Annotated in this window: 13 protein-coding genes and 1 tRNA gene; 10 read left to right on the plus strand and 4 right to left on the minus strand. The window is 60.0% G+C overall.

Features of this window, described 5'->3' with window-relative positions:
- Positions 1 to 56: 56 nt before the first annotated feature.
- Together hisN and QA646_RS12975 are read right to left on the minus strand one after the other, a co-directional pair.
- Complete coding sequence (gene hisN, locus QA646_RS12970) at positions 57 to 830, minus strand: histidinol-phosphatase (protein WP_283055848.1); 774 nt, start codon at positions 828 to 830, stop codon at positions 57 to 59.
- A 349-nt stretch (positions 831 to 1,179) separates the two neighbouring features.
- Positions 1,180 to 2,064: an N-formylglutamate amidohydrolase gene (locus QA646_RS12975; protein WP_283055849.1), complete on the minus strand. Its 885-nt coding sequence runs from the start codon at positions 2,062 to 2,064 to the stop codon at positions 1,180 to 1,182.
- A 286-nt stretch (positions 2,065 to 2,350) separates the two neighbouring features.
- Between QA646_RS12975 and cpdR1 the strand changes: the two genes are divergently transcribed.
- Positions 2,351 to 2,713, plus strand: coding sequence for a response regulator CpdR1 (gene cpdR1, locus QA646_RS12980; protein WP_004117561.1), 363 nt, complete (start codon positions 2,351 to 2,353; stop codon positions 2,711 to 2,713).
- Positions 2,714 to 2,796: 83 nt separating this feature from the next.
- Positions 2,797 to 2,871, plus strand: a tRNA-Val gene (locus QA646_RS12985).
- Between the two features lie 145 nt (positions 2,872 to 3,016).
- Here QA646_RS12985 and QA646_RS12990 read toward each other — a convergent pair.
- Complete coding sequence (locus tag QA646_RS12990) at positions 3,017 to 3,325, minus strand: hypothetical protein (RefSeq protein WP_283055850.1); 309 nt, start codon at positions 3,323 to 3,325, stop codon at positions 3,017 to 3,019.
- A gap of 215 nt (positions 3,326 to 3,540) precedes the next feature.
- On the opposite strand from QA646_RS12990, the gene QA646_RS12995 reads away from it, so the two are divergent.
- Both QA646_RS12995 and QA646_RS13000 read left to right on the plus strand, forming a co-directional pair.
- The gene (locus QA646_RS12995) at positions 3,541 to 3,771 is read left to right on the plus strand and encodes a hypothetical protein (RefSeq protein WP_107109206.1); all 231 of its coding nucleotides are present in this window, start codon (positions 3,541 to 3,543) and stop codon (positions 3,769 to 3,771) included.
- A gap of 93 nt (positions 3,772 to 3,864) precedes the next feature.
- Positions 3,865 to 4,353, plus strand: a complete 489-nt coding sequence (locus tag QA646_RS13000; protein WP_283055851.1) for a hypothetical protein — start codon at positions 3,865 to 3,867, stop codon at positions 4,351 to 4,353.
- A 64-nt stretch (positions 4,354 to 4,417) separates the two neighbouring features.
- Here QA646_RS13000 and QA646_RS13005 read toward each other — a convergent pair whose 3' ends face one another.
- A complete protein-coding gene (locus QA646_RS13005) occupies positions 4,418 to 4,666 on the minus strand; it encodes a hypothetical protein (RefSeq protein WP_283055852.1) in 249 nt (82 codons plus the stop codon).
- Positions 4,667 to 5,091: 425 nt separating this feature from the next.
- On the opposite strand from QA646_RS13005, the gene QA646_RS13010 reads away from it, so the two are divergent.
- The 6 genes from QA646_RS13010 to QA646_RS13035 all read left to right on the plus strand — a co-directional run bounded on the left by QA646_RS13010 (position 5,092) and on the right by QA646_RS13035 (position 16,092).
- Positions 5,092 to 6,189: a DUF475 domain-containing protein gene (locus tag QA646_RS13010; RefSeq protein WP_283055853.1), complete on the plus strand. Its 1,098-nt coding sequence runs from the start codon at positions 5,092 to 5,094 to the stop codon at positions 6,187 to 6,189.
- Positions 6,190 to 6,519: 330 nt separating this feature from the next.
- The gene (locus tag QA646_RS13015) at positions 6,520 to 7,947 is read left to right on the plus strand and encodes a mannose-1-phosphate guanylyltransferase/mannose-6-phosphate isomerase (protein ID WP_283055854.1); all 1,428 of its coding nucleotides are present in this window, start codon (positions 6,520 to 6,522) and stop codon (positions 7,945 to 7,947) included.
- A gap of 179 nt (positions 7,948 to 8,126) precedes the next feature.
- A complete protein-coding gene (locus QA646_RS13020; RefSeq protein WP_283055855.1) occupies positions 8,127 to 11,447 on the plus strand; it encodes a transglutaminase family protein in 3,321 nt (1,106 codons plus the stop codon).
- Positions 11,448 to 11,460: 13 nt separating this feature from the next.
- Positions 11,461 to 13,878, plus strand: coding sequence for a circularly permuted type 2 ATP-grasp protein (locus QA646_RS13025; RefSeq protein WP_283055856.1), 2,418 nt, complete (start codon positions 11,461 to 11,463; stop codon positions 13,876 to 13,878).
- A 4-nt stretch (positions 13,879 to 13,882) separates the two neighbouring features.
- Positions 13,883 to 14,764: a transglutaminase family protein gene (locus QA646_RS13030; RefSeq protein ID WP_283055857.1), complete on the plus strand. Its 882-nt coding sequence runs from the start codon at positions 13,883 to 13,885 to the stop codon at positions 14,762 to 14,764.
- 170 nt (positions 14,765 to 14,934) lie between these two features.
- Positions 14,935 to 16,092: a vWA domain-containing protein gene (locus tag QA646_RS13035; protein ID WP_283055858.1), complete on the plus strand. Its 1,158-nt coding sequence runs from the start codon at positions 14,935 to 14,937 to the stop codon at positions 16,090 to 16,092.
- Positions 16,093 to 16,118 lie beyond the last annotated feature (26 nt).

A 16,118-nucleotide genomic window follows, 5' to 3' on the forward strand; every position in this document is an offset into this window, starting at 1 on the left:
TCTCGAAGCACGCGTAACGAAAATATTCGACGCTTTTCGGATGCTTGATGGACTGGCTAGCGCGACAGGATCGCCCTTGCCTGATCATAAACAGCGCGGCTGCCGGCAGCGATGATCGTGCCGCCCATTTCCGGCCGGCCGCCCTCCCAGGTGGTGATGATACCGCCCGCCTGTTCGATGACGGGGATGATGCCGCCGACATCGTACGGTTTCAGCGAATTTTCGATCACGAGATCGACGTGACCGGCGGCGAGCAGCGCATAGGCATAGCAATCCGTGCCATAGCGGAACAGCCGCACCTGGCTCTCGATCTCGCGGTACTTCGCCAACTCCTCACCGGCGAAAAGATGCGGCGAGGTGGTGAAGAGAATGGCGTTCGACAGGCTGCCGCAATCGCGAACCTGCAGCCGCTTTTCGCCGTCCGGACCGGAATAGGTCGAGCCGTTACCGTCAGCGAAATAGCGCTCGCCGGTAAACGGCTGGTCGATCATGCCCATGATGGCGCGGCCGTTTTTCTGCAGGCCGATCAGTGTTCCCCAGACGGGAACGCCAGAAATGAAGGCGCGGGTGCCGTCGATCGGATCGATCACCCAGACATGCTCGCGGTCGAGACCGACATTGCCGTGCTCTTCGCCCAGTATGCCGTGGTCGGGAAACTCCGTCTCGATCAAGGCGCGAATCGCCTCTTCGGCAGCGCGGTCGCCCTCGGTCACCGGATCGAAGCCCTGAGCCTCCTTGTTGACCACATCAACGCCGGCGCGAAAGCGCGGCAGGGTCTCGGCCTTGGCCGCCTCGGCCAGACGATAGAAAAAGGCGCGATCAGGAAGCATGGTCAATCCGGATAAATGACGGGGCGGCGAAGTCATAGCGCATAAACTCGGCGAAGCAAACCAAATGCGATGCGAGAGGCGGCTTGCCCGGAGAGGAGGCAGAAATCCGGTGATTGCCTAAATATTTTGCACCGCAATAATTTGCTTGACATTTGTGCAATGCAATAGCAACATCTCCCTACAGTCTTCTGACTGTAAATACCCTCCTTGGGTGTTTCCTCCCTAGACTTAGCCGCGCCACAAGCGCGGTTCTTTTTTTGTCCAGGCTATTTGTTTCATCGGAAAGATGCCGCGGGCGCCGAGATGATCTCGCCCTCCTGAGCTCGTCGAAGGGGCGGCGAGATACCCCCTACTCCGCCGCCAAAGCCGGATCGCCGGCATAGGATTCCACGTGCTCGGCCATTCGCTTCATGAACAGGGTGATGGCAGCGGCGACGGCACCGAAATCCGACCGCTTCTCCAGCGTCGTTTCATCGACATAGAGCGAGCGGTTGACCTCGATCTGCAAAGCATGAAGCCCGCGGGAGGGGCGGCCGTAGTGCTCGGTGATGAAGCCGCCCGCATAGGGTTTGTTGCGCACGGCGTTGAAGCCGAGTTCGTCGAGGATCTGCATGGCGGCGCGCGACAGATCCGCCGAAGCGCTGCTCCCGTAACGGTCGCCAAGGATGAAATCGGGATGCATGTTGCTGCCGGCAATACGGATATTGCCCGGCATGGAATGGCAGTCGACGAGGACGCCGAAGCCGAATTTGACATGCGTGCGGGCAATCAGCCGGCGCAGCGTCGCATGATAGGGTTTGTAGATCGTTTCAATACGATTGAGCGCATCCTCGACCGGCACCCGACGGGCGTAGATCTCCATGTTTTCGGCGACGATACGCGGAATGGTGCCCAAACCGCCGGCGACTCGCAGCGAATTGATATTGGCGTAGGGCGGCAGCACGCCGTCGAACATACGCGGATCGAGCTCATAAGGCTCACGGTTGACGTCGATATAGGCGCGCGGGAAATTGGCGAGCAGCAGCGGTGCCCCGAGAACGCTTGCCGCCGAAAACAGCTCATCGACGTAATGGTCTTCCGAGCGGCGGATGGCGATGCCTTGCAAGCGGGACTGGGCGATGAATTCCGGTGGATAGATGCGGCCGCTATGGGGCGAGCTGTAGACAAAGGGAATTGTCTGAGAGACGGGCTCCGATACCTCGAAAATCTCGAAATTACGCATCTCTGCGGACATCAACGTCTTTACCATGTCAACAACTTGTCGCAGCATCCATGTTGCCAGTTGCTCGCCCGCAAGTCCATACTAACTTAAGCAAAATGGCCTTATACAAAGGGCCGTGACCGAAATGTCCGAAAGCACGATCCTTAAGACAGCGAAGCGGTCCTCAGGTGCATTTGTGCTGCAACGGACGAACAGAACGGCTTTGTCCTGACCGACCATTCACCGCTTGTTTACGGCCAACGACTAAGTTGGACGCTGGACAAGTCCAACACGACAAAAGTTAATTAGCGAACAGATGATGACCCAGAAGATACTCCTTGCCGAAGATGACAACGACATGCGTCGCTTCCTTGTGAAGGCGCTGGAAAAGGCCGGCTACAAGGTCTTGTCCTTTGACAACGGAGCAAGCGCCTATGACCGGCTGCGCGAGGAGCCCTTTTCGCTGCTGCTTACCGACATCGTCATGCCGGAGATGGATGGCATCGAACTGGCGCGCCGCGCCACCGAGCTCGATCCCGACCTGAAGGTGATGTTCATCACCGGCTTCGCCGCCGTCGCACTGAACCCCGATTCGAAAGCGCCGAAGGATGCCAAGGTGCTTTCCAAGCCTTTCCACCTGCGCGAGCTGGTCGACGAAGTGAACAAACTCCTTGCCGCCTAAGGCTTCCGGCGGCAACGTCACAAAACCGAAAAAAGCCTATTGACGGCCACCAAGGTTTTGTGATCTATGCGCCGCCATCGGATGGGCGTGTAGCTCAGCGGGAGAGCACTACGTTGACATCGTAGGGGTCACAAGTTCGATCCTTGTCACGCCCACCATCCAGTTTCTGAAAAAAGGCCTTTCGAGAAATCGAGAGGCCTTTTTTCATGGTCGGCTTACCGAATCACTCCATCCCCAAACGAGAAAAGCGCCCTCCCCGGCTTCGGAAAAGGCGCTTCCGGTGCGAGGATGATTCGCGAGCGTTCAGCGATCCAGGAAGTGCTGGAATACGGCCGACGTCGGATAGGCGTAGGCGCCGCGGTCTACGAAGCTGTGTCGATACAGGCACGCTCTCAATGCTAGGATGTACATGCTGCTGTTGGGATCGGGCGAGCCCCGGTACCAGGAAGAGGCCTCCGGTTCGCAACAGCGCAGAGCCCTGTCGTATCTCGCTAAAAGCACGGGATCGCTATCGGCGCGGATACCCTGGTATGACTGGTAGTTCGAGGGCGCTTCGCCTGCAGAGACGCAAGCGAGGCTTAGGATGGCCCCTAACGCTAACATCATTCTCATTTGCTTTGACCTCTCGCTCGTGGCGTATCGATTTTCGATCGCACGGGTTGAGGATAATGGTCTTTTTGTTGATATCCAATCACATGCTGATGTTCGGCGCTCGAACACGTCACCGCCGGAGGGGTGAGCAAAACTTCCGCCACAAGCCGCTTGACTTCCGATCGCTCTGTCACACTACTGTCATGCTAAAGCATTGATCGTACGGGAGGACGAGAATGGCGGTCGTGAAGAAGCAGTTCTACAAGAACCATAAGCCCAACGGCGACGAATATATGTTTCACCTCGCCCGGGACACCGACAGCGGCGAGGTCTTCGTCATCCGCCAATCCGATTATCTCGTCGATGGCGGCAGCGAAAAAAAGATGACGCTCTACGAATTCCTGGCCGGCGGCGGCAACCGGCAAAATGCTCTGCTGCAACTGATCGGCACCCTCGTTCCGGAGTGACGAGCGCCCGCCCGCGCCGGCGCACCGGCACTGCGGGATTGACTGCCACATTTCCATCGGCAAACCTGCGCAGGCTTTGAAAGGACTCCATTCATGCGATTCGCAGGCCTTGCTATTGGATTGACAGTGATGACCGTTGCGGCTGACGCCGCCGCACAGAATTTTCCGGCGCCCGGTGCGGTGGTGGTCAGCGGCACGTGCTCCAAGCTCGTCGTCGGCAAGCTCGATGCCTCAAAAGGCTGCAAGGGTGAGATCGCCAGCGTGACGGGACCGGACGGCTCGGTAACGTTCATCTTTTCATCCGGCGGCAAGATGCTTGGCTTCCAGGGCGATGGCCGCGGAATCAAACCCGGCTCGAAGAAGGGCACCGCGCAATTGCCGATCGAGGTCATCTCCACAGGCGCCGGCAACAAGATGACCGGCCAGGTCGGGGCCAAGGGCACCTGCACCTTCGCCAATCCTTATTCGGGCAAACCCGTCTCCATCGAATGCACCGCGAAATCGACGGAGCTGAGCTTCACCGGCAGCTTCCTGTCGAATGGCAAGCCGCCACGCAGTAATAAGCCGCCAAGCGGCAAATAGGCAAAGCTTCGCCTGCTAGGGCCAAAGGCCCAGCAGCCTCAGAAAAAGCGTCCTGCTTCCAGCTTTATTTTTTTGAGCGGCCTTTGTTTTTCCCGCCGTGATTGGCATCGCCAGGTGCCTCTCGCGACAGGTCCGCGCCGCTGACATGAGCCGGCACGTGAACATCCTCATGCGTCGCTGGCTGCAACGTCAGGTCGACATTATGCGGCGGCAATACCTGCGCCTGACGCAGGACGTTCGAACGCGTCCGTTTCTGCCGGGGCGCGTCCTGCTTCTTTTCTTTTGGTCTATGATGAATGGGATGGGGGCTCATGAGAGGTCCTCCTTGTCCGCTGCTCTCTATCCGACAATCAAACCCCTTCCGGGATCTGCCTTGCAACGGACATCGCCCTGCCCGCCTGATGGCCAAACGCGCCTCTTTCCCGTTTGGTTCCTGAAATTCCTGTCCCGGCGAAGGTGGCGCATCGAAGCGAGCGCGGCTCTTGACGGGCGCCGCAATTTCACTAACTAATGGTGGCATCTCCGCGCCTTCTGACATCGGCTGCGGATTGAACTTTGGTGCCGGGCCCCTCTGGCGAGAGTTTTAACGGCGCTCTCGCGATGTCGGTACCGCCTGCAGATGAGCCGGCGGATTTCTTTCATGAATACTCTGACCATGCCTCGCACGCATGCCGTCTCCGGCATGTGGCTATGCCTCGAGTCCGGATACATTTTCTCCGCTTTTGAGGAGGTGCGTCCATGACGTCCTCTTCCTCCAAATCCATGCTCGGCTATTTCGGCTGGGCTTTCATCGTCACCATCGCCGGTCTCGCCTTGGGCGGACTGCTCGGCTGGAATATGAGCGGCACCTTCGGCGGCCTGGCGACGGCCTTTTTCATCTGCCTGGTGCTGGCTGTGCTCGAGATATCGCTTTCGTTCGACAACGCCATTGTCAATGCCAACAAGCTGAAAGAGATGACGCCGGTCTGGCAGCATCGCTTCCTGACCTGGGGCATCGTCATCGCGGTTTTCGGCATGCGCATCGTCTTTCCGCTGGCGATCGTCGCCATTGCCGCCGAAATCAATCCCTGGGAAGCTTTGAAGCTCGCGGCGGCGGAACCGGATCAGTATGCCGCGATCATGCATGGCGCACATCTGCCCATTGCCGCGTTCGGCGGCACCTTCCTGATGATGGTCGGCCTCACCTATTTCTTCGATCGCGAGAAGGATGTGCACTGGATCGCCTTCGTCGAAAAGGCGATGGCGCATTTCGCCACCATCAAGGGCATCGAGATCGCCTTCGTGCTGATTCTCGTTCTGATCTTCACCTCGCTGCTCGATGGCGAGGACGCGACCACATTCCTCTATGCCTCCGTCTACGGTCTCCTGACCTTTCTTCTGGTGGAGGTCCTCAGCGGCTTCCTGGATGCCTCGCAAAAGTCGATGAGCGCTGCTGCCAGGGGTGGCCTCGGAGCTTTCCTCTATCTGGAAATCCTCGATGCCAGCTTCTCCTTCGACGGCGTCATCGGCGCTTTTGCGCTCACGCAGAACCTGTTCATCATCGCTATCGGTCTCGGTATCGGCGCCATGTATGTGCGCTCGATGACGATCATGCTCGTGGAAAAAGGCACGCTCGCCCATTATCGCTATCTGGAACATGGCGCTTTCTACGCCATCCTGATTCTCTCGGTGATCATGTATGTCCAAACGCTCATGCATATCCCCGAAGTCATCACCGGTCTCGGCGGTGCGGCTTTGATCGGCATCTCGCTCCTGTCGTCGATCCGCTACAACAAGCACAACAGCGCGGGGCATGGTTCGGCCCATGAGAAGCCGCGCGACAGAGCGGAAGCCTGACGAATGATCGAAATCATGAAGCGCAAGGAATGACTCACGGAGATCGCCATGCGCCTTATGGCGCTGCCGCACCCGAAATGGCGGCAACGCCTACGTCTTTCGGTGAAAATCCCCGCAACACGGATTTGCTCTCTCGACCGAAGCATGACTGTGTCTATTAGAATTTCCCAACTAAGATCGGCGAATGTTCGCAATCGCTGGCAGTTCGCACTGGTGTTTTTCTGAAAAATGTCGCAATGGCGAAGTCCAGTTGTTTAAAAGACGAACGCGGCGATCGCATGTGTTGCAGATGTTCGCGTTCTTGAGTGGGTGTGTAGGAGAGAGGCAGATATGGCAGCCAAAATCGTCCCAGTGATCATGGCCGGAGGCAAGGGAACACGGTTGTGGCCGCTGTCGCGCGCCTCCGCGCCAAAGCAATTTATCCAGTTCATCGGTGACAAGACGCTCTTTCAGAGCACGTTGACGCGCGTCTCCGATCCCGAGCTGTATGAAGCCCCGATCGTACTCACCAACGAGGAATTTCGCTTCCTCGTCGCCGAACAGGCGCGTGAGCTCGGCCTGAAGCTGACTGCCGTGCTGCTGGAGCCGGTTGCCCGCAATACCGCCGCAGCCGTTGCGGCCGCCGCCACGCTCGTCACTGAGCTCTTCGGCAAGGACGCCACGATGCACGTCCTTGGATCCGACTACGAGATCGACGCCAACGCCACCTATTTCGATTGCGTTCGCATCGCCCGCGATACCGCGCTTGAAGGCAAGCTCGTGACCTTCGGCATTGCCCCGACCGAACCGGCCACCGGCTACGGCTACATCGAGAGCGGCAAAGAACTGTCGACCGGCGCACACGCCGTCCAGCGTTTCGTCGAAAAGCCTGCCCTGGAAAAGGCGGAGGCGATGGTCGCCAGCGGCGGGTTCTACTGGAATTCCGGCATGTTCATGTTCTCCGCCGGCCAGCTTCTCGCAGAAATGCACGAATACGCGCCGGAAGTCGAAAAGGCTGCTGCCGAAGCCGTTTCCAAGTCGACACGAGACCTCGATTTCACCCGCCTCGACACCGAGTCATTCGTCAAGAGCCCGGATATCTCCATCGACTACGCATTGATGGAAAAGACGGAGAATGCCGCGGTTGTCCCATCGCCCTTCACCTGGTCGGATCTCGGAAGCTGGGATTCGGTCTGGAAGGTCGGCAAGCGCGACGAAAACGGCAACGTGGCTGCCGGTGATGCGACGCTGGTCAACACCAAGAATTCGCTTGTCATGACGCATGGCGTCCATCTCGCCGTGCAGGGGATGGAGGACGTCGCCGTCATCGCCAGCGAGGACGCCGTTTATGTCGGCCACCTCAAGGACAGCCAGGAAGTCGGCAAGCTGGTTAAACTTCTGGCGAGCGAGAAGAAGACGGCCAAGCTCACCGAGACGCATCCGACCTCCTATCGTCCGTGGGGTGGCTATACGTCGGTTCTGAACGGCGAACGTTTCCAGGTGAAACGCATCTTCGTGCTTCCCGGCAAGAAGCTGTCGCTGCAGAAGCACCATCACCGTTCGGAACACTGGATCGTCGTCAAGGGCACTGCGGAGGTAACCGTCGGCGAACACGTTCAGATGCTGCGCGAAAACGAGTCGGTTTATATTCCGCTCGGCGAAGTGCACCGCCTGTCCAACCCGGGCAAGATCCTGCTGGAACTGATCGAAGTGCAGACGGGCTCCTATCTCGGCGAAGACGACATCATCCGCTTGGTCGATGAATTCGGCAGAAGCTGAGGTCTTCGATGGCAACGATTTCCAAGCGGCGGGCGAAAGTCCGCCGCTTTTATTTTGGCACCCTATGGAATGGCCTTGATTGAACGCCGAGACGCCTTGCATTCTTCCGCTGCATTGCACACACTGCCGGCGGGAACAGCAAATGCCGCACAACGATGCGAGCTAGGCAAAGAGAAAATATGGCGATCAAGGCAAGCATTTATCATCTCACCCATTATAAATACGACAATCCGGTCCGCCTCGGCCCTCAAATCATCCGCCTGAAACCTGCTTCGCATTCCAAGACACGCGTCCTCAGCCATTCGCTGAAGGTGACGCCGTCCAATCATTTTGTGAATTTGCAGCAGGACCCCTACGGCAATTATCTGGCCCGCTTCGTCTTTCCCGACCCGGTGACCGAATTGAAGATCGAGGTCGATCTCGTTGCCGATATGACGGTCTACAATCCCTTCGACTTCTTCGTCGAAGAGGAAGCCACCACATGGCCCTTCGACTATCCCGAGACCATTCGCGACGATCTGTCGATCTATATGAAGCCGAAGGAGCCAGGCCCGCGCCTTGCAGCCTTCCTTTCAACGCTCGACCGCTCGGAGCAGCGCACCGTCGACATGGTCGTCGGGCTCAATGCACGGCTGCAGCATGAGATCGGCTATGTCACTCGCCTGGAAACTGGCGTGCAGACGCCGGAAGAGACGTTGGAAAAGGCAAAGGGGTCCTGCCGCGACACGAGCTGGCTGCTCGTCCAGGTTCTCCGCCACCTCGGCCTCGCCGCCCGTTTCGTCTCCGGCTACCTGATCCAGCTCACACCGGATTTGAAGGCGCTCGACGGCCCTTCGGGTACGGAATACGACTTTACCGACCTGCATGCCTGGGCAGAGGTCTATCTTCCCGGCGCCGGCTGGGTCGGCCTCGACCCCACGTCAGGTCTGCTGACCGGCGAAAGCCATATACCGCTCGCCGCCACCCCGCATTACCGCAATGCAGCGCCGATTTCCGGCGGATATTTCGGCGAGGCCGAGACCGAATTCGATTTCGACATGAAGGTCGCCCGCGTCGCCGAGCATCCGCGCATCACCAAGCCCTTCTCCGACGAAAGCTGGGATGCGCTCAACGCGCTTGGGGAAAAGGTCGATACCATCCTCAGACAGGACGATGTGCGCCTGACCATGGGCGGAGAGCCGACCTTCGTGTCGATCGACGACTTCCCGTCCGACGAATGGAATACGGCCGCCGTCGGCCCGACCAAGCGCGAAAAGGCCGATACGCTGATCCGCCGCCTGCGCGAGCGCTTCGCGCCGAACGGCTTCCTGCATTACGGCCAGGGTAAATGGTATCCCGGCGAAAGCCTGCCGCGCTGGACCTTCTCCCTCTACTGGCGGCGCGACGGCCTGCCGATCTGGTCGAACCCGGACCTGATCGCCAATGAGGGCCGCAACTACAGCGTCAATGAAGACGATGCCGGCCGCCTGCTGACGGCCATTGCCGGCGAACTCGACATCGAACCGGATTATGTGGCACCCGCCTTCGAAGATCCGGCCGAATGGCTGGTCAAGGAAGCAAACCTGCCCGACAATGTCGACCCGTCCAACTCTAAGCTGAAGGACCCGGAGGAACGCTCCCGCATGGCCCGCGTCTTCGAGCGCGGATTGACGCGTCCAACGGGCTATATTCTCCCGGTACAGGCCTGGAATGCGCGCGCCAGCGGCCGCCGCTGGGTCAGCGAGAAGTGGCGCACGCGTCGCGGCCGCATCTTCCTCGTGCCCGGCGACAGCCCGGTCGGCTATCGCCTGCCGCTGAACTCTCTCGGCTGGATACCGGCATCGCAATACCCGTACATCAACCCGATGGATCCGACGATCCCGCGCGAAGCGCTGCCGGATTACGGTGAGGATAAGGGCCGGCCATTGCAGGCCGCTCACTTCCAGCCCTTCGCCGGCCAGCAGCCGACCATGCCGCAATCCATCGATGAGATCGGCGGTCATGTGCGTACCGCCATCAGCGTCGAGCCGCGCGATGGGCGCCTCTGCATCTTCATGCCGCCGACCGTCAGCGTCGAGGAATACCTCGACCTCGTCGCCTCCGCCGAGCGTGCAGCCGCAGCCCTGAACCTGCCTGTGCATATCGAAGGTTATCCGCCGCCGCAGGACGAGCGCATCAATGTCATCCGCGTCGCCCCCGACCCAGGCGTCATCGAGGTGAACATCCATCCGGCATCGAGCTGGAAGGAGACCGTCGATATCACCACCGCGATTTATGAGGAGGCGCGGTCGAGCCGGCTTGGCACCGACAAGTTCATGATCGACGGCCGCCACACCGGCACCGGCGGCGGCAACCACGTCGTCGTCGGCGGCCGCAACACCATGGACAGCCCCTTCCTGCGCCGTCCCGACCTGTTGAAGAGCCTGGTGCTGCACTGGCAGCGTCATCCATCGCTCTCCTACCTTTTCTCGGGCATGTTCATCGGCCCGACCAGCCAGGCGCCGCGCATCGACGAAGCCCGTCATGACAGCCTCTACGAGCTGGAAATTGCGCTCGCCCAGGTGCCGGCGCCCGGTCGCGGCATCCCGCCGCTCCCTTGGCTCGTCGATCGCCTGTTCCGCAACCTTCTGACCGATGTAACTGGCAACACCCACCGTTCGGAAATCTGCATCGACAAGCTGTTCTCGCCGGATGGCCCGACCGGCCGCCTTGGCCTCGTCGAATTCCGTGGCTTCGAAATGCCGCCGAATGCGCGCATGAGCCTCGCCCAGCAATTGCTGGTGCGTGCCCTCATTGCCCGCTTCTGGCGCAATCCGATCGACGGCCGGTTCGTGCGTTGGGGCACGACGCTGCACGACCGTTTCATGTTGCCGCATCATATCTGGCAGGATTTCCTCGATGTGCTCGCGGATCTTCGGGAAAACGGCTTCGACCTTCGTCCTGAATGGTTCCAGGCGCAGCTCGAATTCCGCTTCCCCTTCTGCGGGGAAGTCGAATACGAGGGCAGCAAGCTGGAACTGCGCCAGGCCCTGGAGCCTTGGCATGTCATGGGCGAAGAAGGTGCGGTCGGCGGCACCGTCCGCTATGTCGATTCATCGGTGGAGCGGCTGCAGGTGCGGTTCGAAACCAGCAATCCCTCGCGCTACACTGTCGCCTGCAACGGCCGCGCCGTGCCGCTGACGCCGACCGGCATGTCCGGCGTTTCCGTCGCCGGCGTCCGTTACAAGGCCTGGCATCCGGCCTCGGGCCTGCATCCGGTTCTGCCGATCGACACACCACTGACCTTCGACATTTATGACACGTGGTCGAAGCGTTCGATCGGCGGCTGCATCTACCATGTTGCCCATCCGGGCGGCCGCAACTATGACACCTTCCCTGTCAACGGCAATGAGGCGGAAGCGCGACGTCTTGCGCGATTCGAACCTTGGGGGCATACGGCGGGCGGATATAATCTGCGCACAGAATCGGTATCGGGGGAATTTCCGCTGACGCTCGATCTGAGGCGGCCGATAGGGGTGTGAAACAGGCATACGCATGGGGAAGAAACCAGCGACGGAACGGCGTGACGAGGTAAGGGCTGGCATCGGCAACGATCCGGCCTTTGCCTATTCCGCTTTGCCCGGCGTCGCCGATGAAATGGTCGACAATACCGGCGCGGTGCGGCCGGTCTGGCAAAATCTGCTCGCAGCACTCAGCCGCATGCCGGAAAAGGAGCTTCTGGAGCGCTTCGCCCGCGCCGACCGCTATCTGCGCGACGCCGGCGTTTTCTACCGCGCCTATGGAGCGACGGGCGTCAGCGAACGCAACTGGCCGATCTCCCATATTCCAGTCCTCATCGACGAGCGCGAATGGCAGACGCTGTCGGCCGGCCTGCGCCAGCGCGCCGACCTGCTCGAAGAGGTCATCGCCGATATCTATGGCGACAACAGGCTGATCAACGAAGGCTTGCTGCCGCCGGCGCTGATTGCCGCCAATCCGGAATTCCTGCGCCCACTCGCCGGTATCAAACCGGCGAACGGGCACTATCTCCACTTCCTCGCCTTCGAGATCGGCCGCGGTCCGGACGGCAACTGGTGGGTGCTGGCCGACCGCGCCCAGGCTCCGTCGGGTGCCGGTTTCGCGCTGGAGACCCGTGTCGCCACCACGCGCGCTTTCTCTGATATCTACGCAGAGACGAAAGTGCACCGCCTCGCATCCTTCTTCGGCGCCTTTCGCGATGCCTTGCAGGGCGTGAAGCGCGGCGCATCCGACCGCATCGCCGTCTTGACGCCGGGGCCAGCCAACGAGACCTATTACGAACACGCCTATATCGCCCGCTACCTCGGCTTCATGCTGCTCGAAGGCGAGGACATTACCGTCGTCAACGATCAACTGATGGTGCGAACCGTCGCGGGCCTGAAGCCGATCAGCGTGCTCTGGCGCCGCCTCGACGCATCCTATGCGGACCCGCTGGAGCTCAACCAGCAATCCCATATCGGCACGCCCGGCATGGTCGAGGCGTTGAGGGCGCAGACCGTCACCATCGTCAACGGGCTCGGTTCGGGCATTCTGGAAACCCGCGCGCTTCTCGCCTTTTTGCCCACCATCTGCCGGCATCTGCGGGGCGAGGACCTGAAGCTGCCGTCGATCGCAACCTGGTGGTGCGGCCAGAAGGCAGAGCAGGAGCATGTCGCCGCCCATATCGAAAAAATGGTGATCGGCCCGGCCTATTCCTGCATGCCCTTCTTCGACGACAATGGCCAGTCGGTGCTGGGCTCGACGCTGCGCACCACCGCCAAGGAATCGATTGCCGACTGGCTGACCACGGACGGCCACAAGCTGGTTGGCCAGGAGGTCGTCACGCTCTCGACAACCCCCGCATGGGTAAACGGCAAGCTGCTGCCGCGGCCGATGAGCTTGCGCGTCTTTGCCGCCCGCACAGAAAACGGCTGGCAGATCATGCCGGGCGGCTTTGCCCGCATCGGCAGCGGCGACGATGTGGCCGCCATCGCCATGCAGTCCGGCGGTTCGGCGGCCGATGTCTGGATCGTCTCCGACAAACCGGTCGAGCGCCACACGCTGCTGCCGACTGAGGAGACCTTCACCCGCAATATGCCCGGCAGCCTGCCGAGTCGCGCTGCCGATAATCTCTTCTGGCTCGGCCGCTATATCGAGCGCGCCGAAGGCGCCCTGCGCATCCTGCGCGCCTGGCACGGACGCTTTGCCGAAGCGGCCGACCCGACCCAGCCGCTGCTTGCCGATGTCAGCGCCTATCTGGCGGCCGTCGATATCGACACCAGGGAACCCGTGCCGGAAAACCTGCTGCGCAATATCGACAGCGCCGTCTATTCCGCCAGCAATATCCGCGACCGCTTCTCGCCGGACGGCTGGCTGGCGCTGAACGATCTCGCCAAAACCGCCCGCCGCTTCAAGGAAAAGGTCAAGGCCGGCGACGACGCCAGCCACGCCATGACGATTCTTTTGCGCAAGCTCGCGGGCTTTGCCGGCCTTGTGCATGAAAACATGTATCGTTTTACCGGCTGGCGCTTCCTGTCGCTCGGCCGCTATATCGAGCGCGGACTGCATATGACGCGCCTGCTCGGTCATATGTCCGGCCCGGAGGCGCCCGACGGCGCGCTCGACATGCTGCTGGAAATCGGCGACAGCGTCATGACCCATCGCCGCCGCTACAACGTCAATACCGCCCGCCTGACGGTGACCGATCTGCTGGCGCTCGATCCGCTCAACCCGCGCTCGATCCTCTTCCAGATGAACGAGATCCACCGCGAAGTGGAGCAATTGCCGAACGCCTTCGTCAACGGCCAGATGTCGCCCTTCTACCGCGAAGCCATGCGGCTGCATTCGGGTCTGGCCGTCATGACGCCGGAGACGATGAGCGACGAGGTCTACAAGCGGCTGGAACGGGAGCTGGAACGTCTCTCCGATCTCCTGGCCCAGACCTATCTCGGATGATGTGATGCTCTACGACCTCTCGCTGCACATGGGCTATATCTACGACGTGCCGGCCAGCGGCGCGCGCCATATCGTGCGCGTGCTGCCGCTGTCGCTGACCAACCGCCAGCGCCTGATTGCCGGCTCGCTGAAGGTCACTCCCCATCCGGACGAGCAATCGAACTTCACCGATTTTTTCCAGCACCCCGCGACCTCGATCCTGGTGCGCAACCCGCATGAAAAGCTCGACATCCGCATGCAGGCGCGGGTGCAGGTGGAGAGCCAGCCGGTCTCCGTCGACTTCTCGCCGGTACTTGCCAAGCTACCGGATGAGTTAAGCGATTGCTGGTCGATCGAGGCATCCTCGCCACATCATTTCATCGGCACAAGCCCGCGCCTGCCGGAGACGACGGAGATTGCCGATTACGCCCGGCAATGGGCAACGACCGGTCTGACGGTCATGCAGATTGCACACGCCGTCTGCGCCCAGATCCACAAGGATTTCGTCTATGACCCCAAGGCGACGACGGTCGACACCACGCCGAAAGAGGCATTCCGCCTGAAGCGCGGCGTCTGCCAGGATTTCGCGCATGTGATGATCATCGCGCTGCGCAGCCTCGGCATTCCGGCCGGCTATGTCAGCGGCTTCCTTCGCACCATTCCGCCGCCAGGCAAGGAACGGCTGGAAGGGGCAGACGCCATGCATGCCTGGGTACGCATCTGGTGCGGCGAAACGGCGGGCTGGATCGAGCTCGACCCGACCAACAATATTCCTGCCGGAACCGATCACATCGTCGTCGCCTACGGCCGCGACTATTCCGACGTCGCCCCTGTCATCGGTGTACTGAAGAGCTATGGAACTCAGAAAACGGTGCAGGCCGTCGACGTCATTCCATTAAAGCAGTAATTTCTAATACAACTCTAAATCGGAAATATTCGCGTCATTCGTTAAAAGTCGAATGATCATCTCAACGCCGCCCTTAGAGTTTTTGCCGATAGTCACAGTCCTGGGGTATATTCTTTTGGGCGGACGTGATGATCACTTGTTCGAGCAAATTTCGTGGCATTCGACATCTTATGCGTGATCGCGCCGGCAATTTCGGCGTATTGACCGCGCTCGCAATTCCCGTCCTCGCCGCCGCTGCCGGCGTTGCGGTCGATGTTTCCAATATGGCGGTTTCCGACGGCCAGTTGCAGGAGGCGACCGATGCCGCGGCCCTTGCCACGGCAACGGCGCTTGCCAACGGCAGTGCGACGACATCGACCGCACAACAGCTCGCCTCTGACTTTGTCGTGGGTCAGATGTCGAACTACCTCAACAATGATCCGGCCACCGTTAGCGACTTGAAAGCCGGAACGACCGTCAATGTGACGCAGACCAGCAATTCGTCAGGCGGTACCAACTATTCTGTTGTCGTGAAGGCGTCTTACGACATGCCGGTAAACGGCATGACCCGCGTGCTGGGCCTAAATACGATGAACATCTCCGCATCGAGCACATCGAGCAGCGGTACAGCGGTTCAAAAAACCGCGCTTTCGATGGAGATCGCGCTCGATAAATCCGGGTCGATGCTCCTGAATACCGATGTCATCGATACCACCCAGAAGAGCTGTATCCAATATTACACCGACGGGAATTACCTTTATCAGTACCCCAAGGCAAAAAGCCCCTGCTACATCAAGAAGATCGCGGCTTTGAAGACGGCTGTCGGCACGCTGCTTGACCAACTGGATGCAGCCGATCCCAAATCGCAGTATGTTCGCACCGCCGGCATTGCATGGAGCAGCGAGGTAGACAGTTCCAGCAACCTTGCTTGGGGAACGGCATCGACACGCACCAATGTCATCAGCGGATTGAACGCCGACGGCGGTACAGAGTCGAGTGCGCCGATGACTCTGGCTTACAACAGTCTCATGTCGTCTTCGGAAGCAGCCGCCCAGGCGGCGAAAGGCAACACGAATTTTCAGAAGATCATCGTCCTAATGACGGATGGCGAAAACAATTCCAGCAGTTCAGATACAAAAACTCTGAACACATGTGCTGCCGCCAAAAAGGCCGGCTTTCAAATCTATACTGTCGCCTTCATGGCGCCAGCCCGCGGGCAGAACCTGCTGCAAAACTGCGCCACGAGTTCCTCCAACTACTTCGACGCACAGCAAATGTCCGATCTCGTTGCGGCCTTCAAAACGATCGGGGCCCAGGCTTCGAAACAACTGACGCTTCTGACCAAATAACAACCGAAACGCGATGCGCCGGAAAT

The organism is Rhizobium sp. CB3090, from assembly GCF_029714285.1.
Classification (GTDB): Bacteria; Pseudomonadota; Alphaproteobacteria; order Rhizobiales; family Rhizobiaceae; genus Rhizobium.